This is a genomic window from Prosthecochloris marina (assembly GCF_003182595.1).
Classification (GTDB): Bacteria; Bacteroidota; Chlorobiia; order Chlorobiales; family Chlorobiaceae; genus Prosthecochloris; species Prosthecochloris marina.
The window spans coordinates 226784-241208 of sequence record NZ_PDNZ01000005.1; the positions used below are offsets into that span (position 1 = coordinate 226784).

The 14425-nt window shown below is 45.9% G+C and carries 16 protein-coding genes; all 16 read left to right on the top strand.

Features of this window, described 5'->3' with window-relative positions; all coding sequences use genetic code 11:
• The first annotated feature begins 23 nt into the window (after positions 1-23).
• The 16 genes from pstA (at position 24) to CR164_RS13225 (ending at position 14267) form a co-directional block, all read left to right on the top strand.
• Positions 24-1373, top strand: a complete 1350-nt coding sequence (pstA, locus tag CR164_RS08760) for a phosphate ABC transporter permease PstA (RefSeq protein WP_110023577.1) — start codon at positions 24-26, stop codon at positions 1371-1373.
• A gap of 6 nt (positions 1374-1379) precedes the next feature.
• Positions 1380-2240 (top strand): phosphate ABC transporter ATP-binding protein PstB, encoded by an 861-nt coding sequence (pstB, locus tag CR164_RS08765; protein WP_110023579.1) that lies wholly within the window; start codon positions 1380-1382, stop codon positions 2238-2240.
• A 19-nt stretch (positions 2241-2259) separates the two neighbouring features.
• Positions 2260-2946, top strand: a complete 687-nt coding sequence (phoU, locus tag CR164_RS08770; RefSeq protein ID WP_110023580.1) for a phosphate signaling complex protein PhoU — start codon at positions 2260-2262, stop codon at positions 2944-2946.
• 252 nt (positions 2947-3198) lie between these two features.
• A complete protein-coding gene (locus CR164_RS08775; protein ID WP_110023582.1) occupies positions 3199-3945 on the top strand; it encodes a phosphate signaling complex PhoU family protein in 747 nt (248 codons plus the stop codon).
• Positions 3946-4094: 149 nt separating this feature from the next.
• Entirely contained in the window at positions 4095-4499 is a 405-nt protein-coding gene (locus tag CR164_RS08780) for a DoxX-like family protein (RefSeq protein WP_110023633.1), read from the top strand.
• A gap of 10 nt (positions 4500-4509) precedes the next feature.
• Positions 4510-5766 carry a hypothetical protein gene (locus CR164_RS08785; RefSeq protein WP_110023584.1) on the top strand — a complete coding sequence of 419 codons (1257 nt, stop codon included), beginning with the start codon at positions 4510-4512 and terminating at the stop codon, positions 5764-5766.
• A 9-nt stretch (positions 5767-5775) separates the two neighbouring features.
• Positions 5776-7062 carry a pentapeptide repeat-containing protein gene (locus CR164_RS08790; protein ID WP_110023586.1) on the top strand — a complete coding sequence of 429 codons (1287 nt, stop codon included), beginning with the start codon at positions 5776-5778 and terminating at the stop codon, positions 7060-7062.
• A 114-nt stretch (positions 7063-7176) separates the two neighbouring features.
• Positions 7177-8040 (top strand): glycosyltransferase family 2 protein, encoded by an 864-nt coding sequence (locus CR164_RS08795; RefSeq protein WP_110023587.1) that lies wholly within the window; start codon positions 7177-7179, stop codon positions 8038-8040.
• 109 nt (positions 8041-8149) lie between these two features.
• Positions 8150-8413, top strand: a complete 264-nt coding sequence (locus CR164_RS08800) for a Nif11-like leader peptide family natural product precursor (protein WP_110023589.1) — start codon at positions 8150-8152, stop codon at positions 8411-8413.
• Between the two features lie 54 nt (positions 8414-8467).
• Positions 8468-9748, top strand: a complete 1281-nt coding sequence (locus tag CR164_RS08805) for a hypothetical protein (protein ID WP_110023591.1) — start codon at positions 8468-8470, stop codon at positions 9746-9748.
• A gap of 553 nt (positions 9749-10301) precedes the next feature.
• A complete protein-coding gene (locus CR164_RS08810) occupies positions 10302-11315 on the top strand; it encodes an NAD-dependent epimerase/dehydratase family protein (protein ID WP_110023593.1) in 1014 nt (337 codons plus the stop codon).
• A gap of 177 nt (positions 11316-11492) precedes the next feature.
• Complete coding sequence (locus CR164_RS13220) at positions 11493-11735, top strand: hypothetical protein (protein WP_239994517.1); 243 nt, start codon at positions 11493-11495, stop codon at positions 11733-11735.
• Between the two features lie 235 nt (positions 11736-11970).
• Positions 11971-12360: a recombinase family protein gene (locus CR164_RS08825; RefSeq protein ID WP_239994518.1), complete on the top strand. Its 390-nt coding sequence runs from the start codon at positions 11971-11973 to the stop codon at positions 12358-12360.
• 190 nt (positions 12361-12550) lie between these two features.
• Positions 12551-13510, top strand: coding sequence for a restriction endonuclease (locus CR164_RS08830; RefSeq protein WP_110023595.1), 960 nt, complete (start codon positions 12551-12553; stop codon positions 13508-13510).
• Between the two features lie 101 nt (positions 13511-13611).
• Positions 13612-14094 (top strand): type II toxin-antitoxin system VapC family toxin, encoded by a 483-nt coding sequence (locus CR164_RS08835; RefSeq protein ID WP_110023597.1) that lies wholly within the window; start codon positions 13612-13614, stop codon positions 14092-14094.
• An 83-nt stretch (positions 14095-14177) separates the two neighbouring features.
• On the top strand, positions 14178-14267 hold the full coding sequence (locus CR164_RS13225) for a helix-turn-helix domain-containing protein (protein WP_239994521.1): 90 nt from the start codon (positions 14178-14180) through the stop codon (positions 14265-14267).
• Positions 14268-14425 lie beyond the last annotated feature (158 nt).

The following is a 14425-nucleotide window of genomic DNA, read 5'->3' on the forward strand; positions in this document are numbered from 1 at the left end:
ATCACTCAACTATCATTGAACTCATGGATCTCGGAACCAGAAAAATACTTGACCGATCGTTTACAGCCGTCGGTGTTACATCGATACTGTTAATGGCTATTGCTTTGTTGGTCGTGATTGTACCGATTTTTTCCAAAGGTGCCGGGGCGATATTTTTCAAGGGCACGATCGAGCATAGAAAATTGCAGTACAACGAGTTCCGAAAAGGAAATCCGGATGTTCTTCAGCAACAAATAACCGAAACCGATTCTTACAGAAACAAGGCCTTCAGTATCATCGAGGCATTCGAGGCCGAAATGGAGGGTATGGAGCCAGGTGAAAAGAAAAAAGAGTACACCTCTCAGTATACAAGCGTCAGAAAGATCCTCGCTCATCTTCTCGGCCCGCTTCCGGGGGATATGGAGCCTATTCTGCTGCGTTACCAGTATGGAGCTACACGCTGGGAAAAAGCCGAGGAGGCTCTGCACGATCTCATGTTTGTCACGAAATGGGATTACTCGGATCCCACAAAGATGGCAACACAGTATTTTGTGCCCAGAGCTGATGAATTTGCCGGGACAGCATTAGCCGATCTGTTTCCTTACATGGAAAACAACCTCGAGAAAATGCTCCTTCCCGAACAGACCTTTTACTGGGGGTTCATTACCGAACGTTCGCTCGATGCTCATATTTTCGGGGGGATCTGGGCTGAGATTCAAGGTACTTTTTTCCTTGCGGTCGGTGCAATGCTGTTTGCCTTTCCTCTTGGGGTGATCGCTGCGATATATTTTACGGAATATGCCAAGGATAACTTTTTTACCAGTATTCTTCGCAGTGCCAACAGTACACTCGCCGGTGTTCCGAGCATTGTTTTCGGTCTTTTCGGCCTTGCGTTTTTTATCAATACCATGAAAGTTTCCGAGTCGAAAAGTGTTCTTGCAGGTTCACTGACACTTGCGATTATGATTCTACCGACAATTATCAGAGCTGCTGAAGAGGCGATTCTGGCGGTACCGAAAACCTATAAGGAAGCATCTCTTGGACTTGGTTCGACGAAGTGGAGAACTATTGTAACCGTTATCCTGCCTGCGGCTTTACCCGGGATCATAACCGGAGGCATCATCAGCCTTGGACGTGCAGCAGGAGAAACCGCTCCGATAATTTTCACTGCAGCGGTCAGTGTCGGCGCGACAATAGGGCTTGGCGATGTGTTCAATTCACCTACGCCGGCCCTTTCATGGAACATTTATAATCTTGCCAGTGAACATGAGGCAGCCAATGAGATTCGCCATGTACAGTATGGCATGGTGCTTGCGCTCATATCGATCGTGCTTTTGCTGAATTTATCGGCTATATTGCTGAGAGCCCGGATTTCTCAAAAATTAAAAGGTTAAAAAGTAATGCAGATGACCGCAGAAGAAAGAGAGGTAAACAAGGTCGCAGCCAAAAGTGGAGCGAACCGGGAAATTTTTCTTCCTCCTGAAAGAGAGAGGGTCAAGGATGGAGGAAAGCCTCATGTCAGTGCAAAGAATTTCTCGATTTTCTACGGGAACTTTGAGGCGGTAAAAAAGGTCAATGCCGATATTCTATCGAAGTACGTCACTGCTATTATCGGGCCCAGCGGTTGTGGAAAGAGCACGTTTTTACGTGCAATAAACCGTATGAACGATCTCATCCCTTCCTGTTATACAACCGGAACGCTTATGTTTGACGGCGAGGATGTGTATGGCAGGTATACCGATGAAGTCCAGCTCAGGAAGAAAATCGGAATGGTTTTCCAGAAACCGAATCCTTTTCCGAAGTCAATTTTTGACAACATCGCTTACGGACCTCGACTTCATGGCGTGAAAGATAAAAAAATGCTCGAGGAAGTCGTTGAGAAAAGCCTTCGTAAAGCGGCTTTGTGGGATGAAGTGAAGGATCGTCTCGACAGGAACGCTCTCGGGTTGAGCGGAGGTCAGCAGCAGCGTTTATGTGTTGCCCGTACCCTTGCGGTTGAGCCGGAAATACTTTTGCTCGATGAACCTACATCGGCTCTGGACCCCAAGGCAACGGCTAAAATAGAAGATCTTATCGAGGAATTACGGGGCAGTTATACTATACTTATCGTGACTCATAACATGCAACAGGCGTCGCGTGTCTCCGATTACACCATGTTTTATTATGAAGGTGATCTTGTAGAATATGCCCCGACCAAACAGCTTTTTACCAATCCAAGAGATCAGGTGACCGAGGATTACATCACCGGAAGGTTCAGCTGAACACAAAAAAATAACTCTTATGGCGGACAGACCCGTTCACGAGCACATAAAGGATTTATCCAACTCTTTGGTTATCCTTTCCGACAAGGTTCTGAAAAACTTTTCGGGAGCGATGGCGGCTTTGTTGAGCAGCGACCTGGAAGGGGGGGATCATATTAAGCTTGCTGATGGTGAAATCGATGCCTCGGAAGTCAGGCTCGAAGAACAATGTCTTGTTTTTCTGGCGCTTCAACAGCCGGTGGCAAGGGATCTGAGAACTATCATCACTATCCTGAAGATCAATACGGATCTTGAAAGAATCGGCGATCTGGCCGTGCATATTTCCGAAAGAGTCCCTGAAATCGATCAGGCGTTTCTCAGAGATTTTCATTTTGAAAAGATGGGAGACCTGGCAAAAGAGATGGTTCAGAAGTCTATACAGGCTTTTGTCAACAAGGACCGCCAGCTTGCCGAAGAGGTTTGTGATATGGATGAAAAGCTCGATGCAATCCATCGGGCAGTATTTAAAAAGGTATCTGCAGAAATACGGCATGCGGAGGCCGATGCTACACAGTATATCGTCGCGATGAGCATTTCACGATACATTGAAAGAATCGGTGATCATGCAACCAGAATTGCAAGAGAAGTTCTCTATCTCATCACTGGCGAGATTATCCGTCATACTGAAAGTTCCTTCGAAAAGCTTATCCAGTCTTTGAAAGATTAGACTTGGTATTCAGAGCCCGGCATCATCTTGATCTTTGGTGTCGGGTTTTATTTTTTTCTTGCAATTGACCCTTTTACTCAACTAAATTGTCACCACTTGGATTGAGCTTTCAACTTATGCTCGATACATTCATGTTGTGTTGTCCGATGAAATTGCTCCTGGAGATTGATGTGGTCAGAAACCGTTTCTTCAGCAGAGGTTCTGGAGTAGTTTCGTTATCTCTTTACAAACAGCTTAGCTTACACTGAAACAATGAAACTTTTCGGGAAAAAAAGTGCCGAGGGTGGTGGCGCAAAAAAGGGAATAGAAAAAGTTGCCCGTCCAGATGCTTTTACAATCAAGATCGATCCGGTCAAGTTCAGACTTGCGACAAAACCCGAAGGTCCGGTTCATGAGCAGCTTGAGACACTGAAGCAGAAGCTGACAAAACTTTCCTCAAATGTCGAGAACAATCTGATGCTCGTTATCCGTGCATCGACCAAGAAAAACAGCGATCTTGCACAATCGGCGTTCGAGTTTGACAAGGAGTATATTCAGAAAGGTAAGTTTGAGGTGGAGTATCTTTGTTTGGCTTACAGTTGTTTCCAGGATCTTGGTGAAGAAAACAAGAAAGTGGTCGATACGGCTCGTGAAATTATGCAGAAACTGGAAGTTATCGGTCAATATGCGCTGAATATTGCGGACAAGACCGAGTATATCCAGTTGGCAAACGTCGAAGTTCTGCACAAAGACGAGTATGATCTCAAGCCTATGGGAGATATAACAGCCGAGATGATCAAAAAAGCCGTTGAAGCTTTTGCCAGTGGAAACAGTAAGCACGCTTCCGAAACTCTCGATATGATGAAAGAGATCGATGAGATTTACGAAAAGGCGGTTACAAAACTCAGCGCTGAAGTGACTGACCAGAACATCACAAATTCCACAGGGATTCTCTCTGTTGTCGAACATGTGAAAATGTCGGCAGATATATCGTGCGATATATCCCGCATGCTTTTGTAAGGCAAATAAAAACCTCAATATCATCGCCAGATCCGGTTACACCCGGATCTGCACAAGCTTCATATTTCGTTTATTCTCCTTTTCCCCAACATGATTCCGCGGGTTTTCCTTATCTTCCTTCATCGCTCTATCACGCATATTTTTTGACCATGAACCGGTTTAAAGAGAATTTCCCTGTCCTTGTTACAGCCCGTCTGGTCCTGGCTTTTTCGTGGATATACCAGGGGATGGTGCCCAAGATTATCTGTCAAAGTCCCGGAGAGATAGAGCTTTTAGAGCATATTGTCAAAGTTCATGAACTGGCCTGTACAATGGTGATCTGGATGGGATACGGCGAGGTGTTGTTCGGATTTCTTCTTCTGTTTACCTCCCGCAGTTGGGTCTTCCTGCTGAATATTTTAGCTTTAGCCGTTCTTCTGATCTACGTTGCCGTTTTTCAGCCTGAACTTTTTACATTGCCGTTCAATCCGTTGATTCTCAATGTATCTCTTATCGGTATGTCCCTGATAGCTTACGATGAACTCAGAAAAAACAACTATCGTGCAGAGCGTTGATAAAAACAGGATGGCCATTGAACCAGCTACGATTGTAAGGATATACCTTTCGGCATCTGTTTTCATCATTGCCTTTGCTGCCTTTCTTGGTGCTGCCGGTGCATGGACGGAAAGCACTTTTCTCAATACGGTTCATCCTTATGTTTTTTTTATAGGTTTCGGTAATCTTGCGATTCTTATTCTTAACCGTTATTTGATTTCTGCAGTCTATCCGGAGCTTGAGGTCGATCCTGAGAAGCAGATGCGTTACATCTACGGTGTGCTGTTTTCCCTGTTTTTGATTTTTCTGGCAGTGTACTTGAAATGGCCGCTTCTTAAGGCTTTTGTCGGTCTGTTTCTGCTTTTCATCGTCACCATTGCCGCGAAGGAAATTTTTACAACCCTTTCTATAGCAAAGATCTGGCATGAGGTATCTGTTCGATACTATATTTTTGATGTGCTTTTTTTGTTTGTTGCCAACCTCGGGCTTTTTGCTTTGGGAGTCAAAGAAGCATTTCCTGAGTCAGGCATCGTTCCTTTTTTTGTGACCCAGTCAACCTATTTTCTGGGTTCTTCGTTTCCTTTGAGCATTAGTGTCATGGGGTTTCTCTATACCTATGTTTGGCGCCGTTCATCCGGCAAGGAATTGATCAGAAATCTTTTCAGTATCTGGTCATACATTTTCGTTGGCGGTGTTTTGGTATTTCTCATTGCAATCCTCATGGGCAACTATCTCGGTATGATGCTTGTAAGTCATGCTCTCATGTTCGGTGTCTTGGTGCTTTTGATAGGTTTTGGCCGTTACCTATACCGTTTCTTTTCTACGCAATTTCAGCATCCGGCACTTGCTTTTTTACTTTCAGGCCTTGCGATGCTTCTGGCTGCGAGTGCTTACGGTATTCTGAATATCTATTTTTTCAGATGGTTCGGCGCTGTGCCACCTATAGCGGAGGAGAGAATGTGGATTTATCACTCACATACACATGCTGCACTGTTGGGATGGATATCCTTTTCGTTTACAGGAATGATCTATATCGTTGTCCCTGCTATTGTAAAGTCGAACTCGCTTGATCTGTTGCGTTCCGAAAAAGCTCTTTCACAGATTCTCGATACAGCAACTCTTTCCCGGGCTTTCCGTCAACTGACAGTAGCTCTTGTTTCCGCTACATCTGTTTTACTCGCTTTCTATATGGAAAGCAATTCTCTTTTAGCGTTTGCTGGTGTTGTTTTCGGGTTCGCGGTATATTATTCAAGAATAAACCTTGGAAAGGCCTTCAAAGGCCGTTAACAAACATCCATGAAACATTTTTGTATTGTCTGGGTCTTTTTGTGCTGTATGTCATTGCTCCCTGTTTCAGGGTTTTCTTATGACAGTGAACATTACAGTGTTTTACAGCAAGGAGTCAAGAGCTGGAATGCCATGAGGGTCAGGGAGCCGGAAACCCGTTTTGACCTGAGCGGAGCAAACATGAAAGGCAAAAACCTCAAAGGTATTGATTTTAGTCATATGAACCTGACAGGAGCGCTTCTGGATGGCTCGGATCTCAGTGAAGCCGATCTTCGCGGAGCGGTTCTTGACAACGCGGTTTTCAAAAACACCTTGCTCTATGAAGCCCTTCTTCGTGACGCTTCCTTACGCGATGCGGATCTGGAGGAAGCCGGCCTCGATGGGGCGGATATGAGAGGGGTTGTCCTGGACGGAGCTGTTCTGCGCCAGGCAGATCTTGCCGGCAGTTTGTTGAGGGATGCGAGTCTCAGGGGAACCGATTTGCGTGCTGCGAACCTCAGAATGGCTGATCTTGGGGGAGCGAACCTTGATGGTGCTTATTTATGGCGGGCAGTTCTTGATGGAGCTAATCTTGAAGGAGCTGTTGTGACGCCTGTTACCATCGTGGAAACCGGAAGCTTTGCCGATCAGGCGTGGGCCGAGAAAAAAGGTGCCTCGTTGACGATAGCCGAACATGACAATTCAGCAGGGGCCATCGCAGTCGAAAAAGAAGCTGCTGGGCAGCAAAAGAGTGCTGAAAAGATGTTGGCGGAAAAAGAAGAAACGCTAAAAAGCGATCCGGACACGGCAACGGTGTATCTTGAAAAAAGCTGGCCGATAAATCCTGTTCAGCAGAAGATTCGTTTTGGTGTTACACGTGACAAAGTTGAAACACTCATGTATGATGTGCATCAGCGGGAGCTTTTGGTCGACAATGTTTCCCGGTGGAACAAAATGAGAAAAGAGAGCCCGGAAAAGCCGATACGTCTTGCTGAGGCAACGTTAAGCAGAAAAATGCTTGATGGAGCGGATTTGCGAAACGCGGACCTGAGTGGGGCCTTGTTGAAGCGTACGGATCTTGTCGAAGCAGATATGAGAGGGGCGAATTTGAGGGGGGCCAATCTTCGCGAAGCTGATCTTACGAATGCCGATCTTCGGGGGGCTGATCTTCGGGGAGCGTATCTCTGGAGAGCGAACCTGAGCTGGACTATGTGGGAAGGTGCGATAGTCGATGCTCAAACCGTTCTGGGGACTGGCAAGAAAGCAACTCCCGAATGGGCAAGGAAGTCCGGAGCGCTTTACCGGCTCGGAGATTGAGAATACGCTCCAGTTTTTTCCAACTGTGAACGCTGATATTTCCGGTTATCTTTTTACGATATCGCATATGAGAAAAAGCCTGCGATCCGGGAGAAATGAAAACTTGTGAGAGATATGAAAAGAAGAGGCGAGCCGCTGGTGACGGTTACCATTCCTATGTATAACAATGAGAGATTCATCAGGCAAACAATTGAATCGATTCTCGATCAAACATATACGAATTTTGAACTGCTGATTTATGACGACAATTCAACGGATGGATCATATGAGATAGCTGCTTCTTTCAAAGATCCCCGGCTGCGGGTTTTTAAAAATGAAAGGAATCTCGGTCCAGAGGGAAACTGGAACCGGTCTATAAATGAGGTCAGGGGCAAGTATGTCAAGCTCGTATGCGGAGATGATGTTCTTTATCCGGATTGCCTGGAAAAGCAGGTTGCGGTTTTCGAAAAAAACCCTTGTTCAGGTATAAGCCTTGTCTGCAGTCAACGAACAATTATCGATCCGGAGGGCAAATCACTGATCAAGAAAATAAATCTGGTTGACAAAGGCCGGCACAAAGCTGTCGATATTACCAGAAAACTCATCCGGATGGGAACAAATATTCTGGGAGAGCCTGCCTGCGGTCTTTATCCTTCATCCCTCTTGCCGTATACACATGGTTATAGTGCAAGGGTTCCTTATACCATCGATCTTGAGTTCTGGATGCAACTGCTCAGACTCGGTGATCTTTACATGATCGACGAGTCGCTCTGTGCGTTCAGGATTTCCGATGAGTCATGGTCATCGAGGATTGGAGATATGCGTTATCATCAGTTCATAGAGTTCATGGAGCAGACGGCATCTGAAAAAATGTTCGAAGTAACCGATCTGGATATGTTCATCGGAAAAATCAATTGTGCCGTTCATTCGATGACCAGCACCGTAGGGTTCAAGCTGTTTGCCGGCACTGCTCAGGAAGAAGGTGGTTTTTTCAGTTGATACGATAACTACCCCTGCTGTTTTTGCCCCTCAGTACTGGCATGAGATGTAAATATTGCGGATATTAAAAAGGAAATACACTTCTCAACAACATTACTATTGTGTGGTTATGTCAGTACAATCAGCAAAAGAGTTTTTGGAAAAAATTACATCGGATGACGCTTTTCGCCACTCGTTGATCAGCGAACTTGCAAAAGTCCGGTCTGAGCTTGTTTCACAGGCCGGTTTTGAGTTCAATGAAAAAGAACTCGAAGAGGCAAAAAGCTCATTGCCGGCAGGAGTTCTGGGTCAGATACCGGGCTGGTTTTGCGATATGGAAGAGAGTGGCAGGCCGTACAAGGGCCGAAAGTGCGGAGGAGGCCTCTGGCATTAGCCGACGACATTCTTGAAAAAAAAGTCACCATCAACCTGATTAACTCCCTCGGATATGAAACCAATCTGCATCAACAACTACTGTTTTGACCATGTCCATATCTGGATTCAGTATGACCATTCGATACCCCAGTTTGTTGAGGTGGCGATCGAAATTTTTTATCCCCGTGATCGTCAAGCCAACGGGCTTGTGATGTTCAACCACGGTTTTCTTATCGGTGTCGATCTTCTGTACTATCCGAAAAAAATTATCGGATCGTTTCTCAACGATACGCCTCTTTTCGGTGTACATCCGTCTTACTATTATAACTACTCCAATGCCCTTGTCGAAAAGAACTGGGCGATGGCGTATGTCACCTCTACGCATATGCAGATGCAGGGTGTTCCCTGGACCGATTTTGGGGGAAATCCGAGGGTCGGCCAAGAGGCTTACGCTGCGGCCTCCTATCTCATCAAGTACGGCGTGACCGACGAGTTTTACAAGGCCGAAAAGAAATACAGAAACACCGCTCTCTACAAGCCTGATGACATTGAGAAGGCCCGTTTCATGCGCTCGAACAACGTGATCTTCGCCGGCCATTCGGTTGGGGGCGCACATGCTCAGGTTCCGGCTACAGGGTTTGAAACCATGCGGAAGATAGGCGAAGATACGTGTCGGCCTTTTGACCCGGTGATTTATGATCGGGAGTTTTTGCCGAAATATTCGGAGCGCATGTCCGAATGGGCCCCAGAAGAGAGGGCGAATCCTGTCGGTCTCGTTCAGCTTTCACCGGTGGACCAGAAGGTGCCGCTGATCGGGCCGGGCATGGCCGATTACCGCAAGGTTCTGGCAGAAAGAGAGTTACCCATACTCATGATTATCGGGGAATGCGACAGCGCCTGTCTGAAAGATTCCGTACCTCCTGCATGGTCACCGAATCCCGATGAAACAACTGAATTTTCACAGCTTGCGCCAGAAGGCAGTAACTCATGGGCTGTCGTTGCAAATGTGGAAAAAGGCAGTCACTGCGGTTACCTCACCAAAGAAAGCGACTTGTGCAGTCTTGCCGATGTAGACTCCGGTTTGTGTAAGGAAGGTACGAAAACCTGGAAAGCGGGTGGGCAGGAAGCTGCATTTACCAATGAGCTGTTCAAGCAGTTCATCGCCATGTATCCCGATGGTCAGGGATTCCAGGGTGACTTTAAAAAATGGATTCACAGCGACTTCATCAAATGGCTCAACCGTGAAAACCCATACGGCAAGATAAATATGGTGCCGTTTGCCGATGGAAAGTACATCGATTATAGCTCACACGGCGGATGCCCTCCCTTGGAAGCGAAGAAAGGGAAAAAGTAACGCTGGGTGCTGGAGCCAGTAGTGAGCGTTCAGAAACCACCTCATCTTCATGCATTCCCGGACCAAGTCCGGGAATCCATTTTTCTTGCAAGTTTGTATGACTTTATGAGCATTGGAATGATTCTGACTTTCAATGATGGGCGTCGGCATGAAGTTAAAACATCAGGCTCAACATGAGTGGCCGGCGTGGTTATAAGTGCTGTGGTGTCCAGGAAAAATCGTCTTAACAACAGGCTGGAACAAGCAGTGCCGGTGTTCAATGCTGAGTGGTGAAGCAGAGCAGCGTTCGGTAGTTTGACCTACTGAGCAAGGTGAACAGTTCTTATAGTTTTTCACTCGAACCGGTTCCTGGTATAGTCGGTTGAAATCTATGAAGTATATATTTCCGGGTTTTTCTATAAAAATCTTATGCGGAAAAAGTGTGTACCGCGGTCCGGGTTATTGCTCATAAGCACAGAAACTCTCGTTTAACTGTCTGAACATACTTTTGAGTTCGTTGGAGAATCGATAGAGACGTATTCAGTGAGCAAATCTATAGCAGATGTGATGTTAGATGAGCAATCGTATTTTTATTATTGGCGGTGGCGGGCAGATTGGACGTGCGGTAGCCCTGAAATTTTTAACCTTGGGGTGGAACGTAATATCAAGTGGTCGCAAGGTGCCGAGTGAACCGATTAATAATGATCGGATTAGGTACGTAACTGTTGATCGTCACGATACGCAACGTATGCGTGAAGCGATTTCTCCCGGTGTTGATTTATTGCTTGACTGTTTAAGCTTCGACGAGAGCGACTCGAATCAGCTTGTCGAATTGCAAGATTTGGTGGGTCGTATCTGTGTGATCTCATCCGCCAGCGTCTATATGGATGATCAAGGAAGAACCCTCGATGAAGCATCTGACTTTGGATTTCCAGACTTTGGAGGACCACTGAATATCGATCATCGTATTGTTGAGCCGGGACCTGCAACATACTCTACCAGAAAAGTCGCCATGGAGCTGCGCCTTCTATCAGGCGCAGCGGAAAAATCAACGATTCTAAGGCCGTGTGCGATTTATGGACCGCACAGCAAACACGCACGAGAATGGTTCTTTGTGAAGCGACTGCTTGATGGGAGAAAGCAAATTCCGCTGGCCTATGAAGGCAAGACACGTTTTCATACAACTTCTGTCAAACACATTGCGCAGGCGGTTGCTGCAGCGATAGAATCCGCAACACCGTCCACTATGAATGTTGTTGACCCGCAGGCACCGACAACTCGTGAAATCGGTGAAGCTATTATGTCGGCAGCAGGCGTTTATGCCGAGATTATCGGCTTACCTGTGGTTGACGAATATCCTCCATCGGTCGGAGCAAATCCGTGGGGTTTGAAACGTGATATGATATGCGTGGTATCAAACGCGTATTCGCCAATTGGCGAGTACGGAGATTTAATCAAGCCGACGATAGACTGGCTTATGAGTGACCTTGATCTTGTTGACTGGAAAAGTGAACTTCCCGTGCTTGCGGCATACCCGTTTTCCTTGTTTGACTATGAAAAGGAAGATGAATTATTGCGTAACCTCTAAGGCTTACATGAAGCACTCTTGACAATAATTATCATAAATTGACAATTTTTCCGTTTACGAATACAAGGAGAACATCATGTCAATGAATGTCAATTTGACCCCGCTGCTTGAAAAGATGGTACGTGAAAAAGTCAGTTCAGGGTTGTATACCTTGCAAGTGAAGTCATCCGGGAAGCGTTGCGGCTCATAGATGAGCGAGATTCGATTCGAAAAGCAAAGCTTGATCTGCTGCGGAAAGAGATTCGCGCCGGTATTGAAAAGTGGTCCGGCAACGGTCTGGAATCCAGACGAGGTAAAGGAAGCCTGTCGCAAAAGAACGTAGGAAAACAGTCGGAGAATGCCATGCCTATAGTCAGGAGCCGCCCTCTCGTTTTCGATGATCTTGCCAAAATATGGAGTTATATCGCTGAAAACAGCTGAGCCGGGTTGGCGCTTTTATTGATTCCATTGACAGGAAATTCCATGAGCTGGCACAATCACCCCGTATTGGTTTACGCACGGGTTTCGACGAACGGGTAGGGACTCGGTTTGCAGCTCGATGCGCTCGAGCAGGGGGGCATACCGAAAAAACTGATATTCATCGACAAGGCAAGCGGCGCAAAAGCCGATCGTCAGAGGCTCACTGACTGCATGAAAGAACAGCACAGCCGATACCTTGGTTATCTGGCGGCTGGACCGGCTCGGTCGATCCCTCAAACACCTCATCGAAATCGTTGAAGAACTCAAGGAAAGGGGAGTAGGATTCCGCTCGATCTCGGACGGCGGCATCGATACCACAACAGCATTTGGCGGAATGGTATTCAATATCTCTGCAACCTTGACGCAGTTCGAACTCCGGTTGATTCAGGAACGCACACAGACCGGATTGAAGGCTGCACGGGCAAGAGGGAAAAATGTCGACAGGCCGAAGATTTCTCCGGACGATGAGAACGTGCGGATGGTGAAAAAGATGAGTCAGAACCACACTATCAGCGTCGGGGAGATCTGCAAGACCCTGGGGATATCGAGGGCCACGTATTATAGGTATTTGGAGATCCATGAATAATGCTGATCGAGATTTATGCGGTTGTCGCATTAGGAGGATAACAGGCATCAAAACCTACCCAAGGATAGTTTGGATGTGCTTGTTTGATAATGAATTAAGGTGTTTTTGCGGTATATTGTTGGTAAGTGGTTAGATATTCTGAGTACAGATAATAATTAATGTTAGCCTCGAAAGAAAACGGAGCATAAAATTGGCTGTTTTGGATTTCAAAGAGATACCTGAAGCTCACAAAGCAAGCGGAAGGCAAGATACGTTCGAACTGTTCGCTCGCGATTTTCTATCGTTCATGGGTTACAAGATCATCACTGATCCAGACAGAGGCGCTGATAGTGGAGTTGATTTAATTGTTGAAGAAAAGCGCAATGGCGTAGGTGGCGAAACCATCATCAGATGGCTTGTAAGCTGCAAGCACAAGGCGTTTAGTGGAAATTCCGTTTCACCGGCTGACGATGCCAATATTCGGGATAGAGTCGAGGCACATGACTGCCAGGGTTTTCTTGGCTTCTATTCAACTCTCGCTAGCACAGGACTATCAACAAATCTTGAGGGAATGAAAGGTAAGATCGAGTATCAAGTCTTCGATCGAGAAAAAATAGAAGGCCAGTTGCTTTACTCGGCCAAGGGTCTTGAAATAGCCGAAAGGTATTTTCCTGTATCGCTCTCTGAATGGAAAACAGAAAATCCACAACCTGCAAAAATATTCGTCGAAAAGCCAAGCTTGAAATGTAAGGTATGCGAAAAGGAGCTTTTCGATCAAGAAGATAAGGGTGTAATAACGCTTTGGTCGAGAATACGAACTGATTATGAAAATGAAAAAGAGCACTTTGATCACGTATTCTGGACGTGCAGAGGGCATTGTGATTCCGAACTTTCTGCTTATACAAGGAAAAATAACAGCAACTTGATAGATAAGTGGGAAGATATATCTGATGTCATGATGCCCACAATATTTATTAAATGGGTTATGAGCATCATGAATGAACAGCGAGCTGGAGTGATCTATTCGGATGAAGCTTTTGAAAACCTGAAAGAGTTTCTTATTCAAGTGTTTCCACATGTGTCTCGTCATCTCACAAACACAGAATTAGAGCGAGTAAAATCCCTTGGCATGATTCCATCGTACCTGGGAGGCTTGGGCTATGAAGGCTAACAAGGCCGTTAACTCGGACGCTTTTTTCGTTCGCTGCGCTCACTACAAATGCGCCGGTTACGACTGGCGTTGTAGCGTAAAACTACAGGCAAGTAATAAGAATGGCTGATCAACTAAAGAAATTTGTCTGGGATACATCTGCGATAATCAATATCAAAGAACCTGATAGTAAAGGCTATTCGCCAGGACATAGCTTGATCAAAGACTTGTCAGATGGCTGGATACCTGGCCCTTACCTAAACATTTTTCCAAGTTTGGCAGTCTTTGAGGTATCAGCGACAGTTTCACGAATGCATCGAGATGGAAAAACCATTCTACGTGAATTTTATTTAATGGATGAAAACTCGATGCTTTATGATGTCGATCAATCATTAATTTATAAAAGCCATGAATTGCACTCTGAACTAGGTTTCAATATGCTTCGAGGTGCTGACTTAGTTTTTGCCAGCATCGCTGCAATAGAAAATGCATATTTGGTTACTCTAGATAAAGCATTCAAAGATCACATTTCAGATACAGTAGCAGTTATCGATCTCAATGAAAGCATGCAATCTGCAAACTACCGAGGTATCTTCCGCATATGATGGTAACGACAGACTGCGCCCAACAAAAAAACTACAGCCGACCCGCTACTGCGGCGCTTACTTCAAGTTTGGTGGCCAAGAAGATGAGTCAGAACCACACTATCAGCGTCGGAGAAATCTGCAAGACCCTGGGAATATCGAGGGCCACGTATTATAGGTATTTGGAGGTTTGAGAAGTGCTCCAACTGTTTTGGGCAGGAGGAAAAAATCAGATTTCGAGCGGTGGGTATTGTTGTGCTGTGTGGAACACTGAAGGGTCTGTTCAGAAAACTGTGTAAACAGCCATTCTTCATAAAGGTACTCTTCCCTGGAATTTAATGGAAAGCTGATT

Bases quoted from the DNA above. Each gene is read 5' to 3' on its own strand.
- pstB (WP_110023579.1), top strand. From the start codon at position 1,380: ATGCAGATGACCGCAGAAGAAAGAGAGGTAAACAAGGTCGCAGCCAAA.
- CR164_RS13225 (WP_239994521.1), top strand. From the start codon at position 14,178: ATGAGTCAGAACCACACTATCAGCGTCGGAGAAATCTGCAAGACCCTG.
- CR164_RS08810 (WP_110023593.1), top strand. From the start codon at position 10,302: ATGAGCAATCGTATTTTTATTATTGGCGGTGGCGGGCAGATTGGACGT.
- CR164_RS08800 (WP_110023589.1), top strand. From the start codon at position 8,150: ATGTCAGTACAATCAGCAAAAGAGTTTTTGGAAAAAATTACATCGGAT.
- CR164_RS08805 (WP_110023591.1), top strand. From the start codon at position 8,468: ATGAAACCAATCTGCATCAACAACTACTGTTTTGACCATGTCCATATC.
- pstA (WP_110023577.1), top strand. From the start codon at position 24: ATGGATCTCGGAACCAGAAAAATACTTGACCGATCGTTTACAGCCGTC.
- CR164_RS08795 (WP_110023587.1), top strand. From the start codon at position 7,177: ATGAAAAGAAGAGGCGAGCCGCTGGTGACGGTTACCATTCCTATGTAT.
- CR164_RS08780 (WP_110023633.1), top strand. From the start codon at position 4,095: ATGAACCGGTTTAAAGAGAATTTCCCTGTCCTTGTTACAGCCCGTCTG.
- CR164_RS08775 (WP_110023582.1), top strand. From the start codon at position 3,199: ATGAAACTTTTCGGGAAAAAAAGTGCCGAGGGTGGTGGCGCAAAAAAG.
- CR164_RS08835 (WP_110023597.1), top strand. From the start codon at position 13,612: ATGGCTGATCAACTAAAGAAATTTGTCTGGGATACATCTGCGATAATC.
- CR164_RS08790 (WP_110023586.1), top strand. From the start codon at position 5,776: ATGAAACATTTTTGTATTGTCTGGGTCTTTTTGTGCTGTATGTCATTG.
- CR164_RS08785 (WP_110023584.1), top strand. From the start codon at position 4,510: ATGGCCATTGAACCAGCTACGATTGTAAGGATATACCTTTCGGCATCT.
- phoU (WP_110023580.1), top strand. From the start codon at position 2,260: ATGGCGGACAGACCCGTTCACGAGCACATAAAGGATTTATCCAACTCT.